2 protein-coding genes and 1 pseudogene are annotated in these 1,358 nt (G+C 61.7%); all 3 read left to right on the top strand.

Annotation, left to right across the window (positions count from 1 at the left end; translation table 11 throughout):
* Positions 1-548: FAD-dependent oxidoreductase (locus NKI22_RS31350; RefSeq protein WP_352959695.1), on the top strand; the 548-nt coding region annotated here is incomplete at its 5' end.
* Positions 517-714 (top strand): annotated as a pseudogene (thiS, locus tag NKI22_RS31345) (sulfur carrier protein ThiS). The gene NKI22_RS31350 and the pseudogene thiS, both read left to right, overlap by 32 nt.
* A gap of 3 nt (positions 715-717) precedes the next feature.
* The coding region (locus NKI22_RS31340) for a thiazole synthase (RefSeq protein ID WP_352959693.1) at positions 718-1,358 on the top strand (641 nt) is incomplete at its 3' end.

The raw sequence follows: 1,358 nt of genomic DNA, 5'->3' as shown, positions 1-1,358 counted from the left end.
CCATGGGTGTCGAGTTTCACTTCGGCACCGAGGTCTGGCATGTTTTTGGTTTCGATCATCAGATCGACTGCACGGGAATGGCAGCCATCGATGACCGGCTACGCGGCGTTCGCGGCGAAATGCTGATCCTGCGCACGCCTGATATCTCGCTGTCGCGCCCGGTCAGGCTGCTGCATCCGCGCTTTCCACTCTATGCAGTGCCGCGCACCGACCACCGTTTCATGATTGGTGCGACGATGATTGAAAGCCAGTCCGCCGGACCGGTTACGGCGCGCTCCATGATGGAGCTGCTGGGCACCGCCTATGCCCTCCATCCGGCCTTTGGCGAGGCCGAGATCGTTGAAACCGGTGTCGGCGTCCGTCCAGCCTTTCCCGATAATTTGCCGCGCGCCGAAACGAACGGTGAGATCATCGCGATCAATGGGCTTTATCGTCACGGCTTTCTCCTTGCGCCCGCCATGGCGCGCCAGGCTGCCAAGCTGGTTTTCAGTCAAGACAGAACCAAGGAGCTTGCTCATGAAACTGATGGTCAACGGCGAAGCGCATGAGGTTGCCGCCACCACGCTGGCCGAGCTGCTTGCCGCGCTTGACTATGAGGGCGATTGACTCGCGACCGCCGTCAACAACGACCTCGTGCACAAAGCCAGCCGGGCGGAATTCCAATTGAACGACGGCGACCGGATCGAAATCCTCTCACCGATGCAGGGAGGCTAGGCCATGTTCGATCTTCTCGGGACGACGCTTCCCTCCCGCCTGCTTCTCGGCACGGCTCAATATCCTTCGCCGGCCATCCTTGCCGATGCAGTCAGGGCATCGGGCACCTCAGTGGTGACCGTCTCGTTGCGCCGTGAAATGGCAGGCGGCAGGGCTGGCGAAAAATTCTGGTCGTTGATCAGCTCGCTCGGCGTCAGAATCCTGCCCAACACTGCTGGCTGCCACTGCATCAAGGAAGCGGTCACGACCGCGAAAATGGCGCGCGAAGTCTTCGGTACGAGCTGGGTCAAGCTCGAAGTGATCGGCAACCACGACACCCTGCAGCCGGATGTGTTCGGTCTGGTCGAAGCCGCCCGCATCCTGTGCGAGGACGGTTTTGCTGTATTCCCCTATACTACCGACGACCTTGTCGTTGCCGAGCGGCTGCTTGCGGCGGGCTGCAAGGTCTTGATGCCGTGGTGCGCGCCGATCGGTTCCGCTCTCGGACCGATCAACATCAACGCGCTGCGCTCGATGCGCGGACATTTCCCAGGCGTTCCGTTGATCGTGGATGCGGGGCTCGGACGGCCGTCGCACGCGGCAACCGTCATGGAGCTCGGCTTTGACGCCGTACTCCTGAACACCGCAGTCGCCAAGGCGGCCGA

Origin of the sequence: Mesorhizobium sp. M0778, from assembly GCF_040320105.1 — a bacterium.
Taxonomy (GTDB): Bacteria; Pseudomonadota; Alphaproteobacteria; order Rhizobiales; family Rhizobiaceae; genus Mesorhizobium.
Note: the sequence above shows the minus strand (reverse complement) of the source record. Positions and strands in the feature narration are given on the sequence as shown.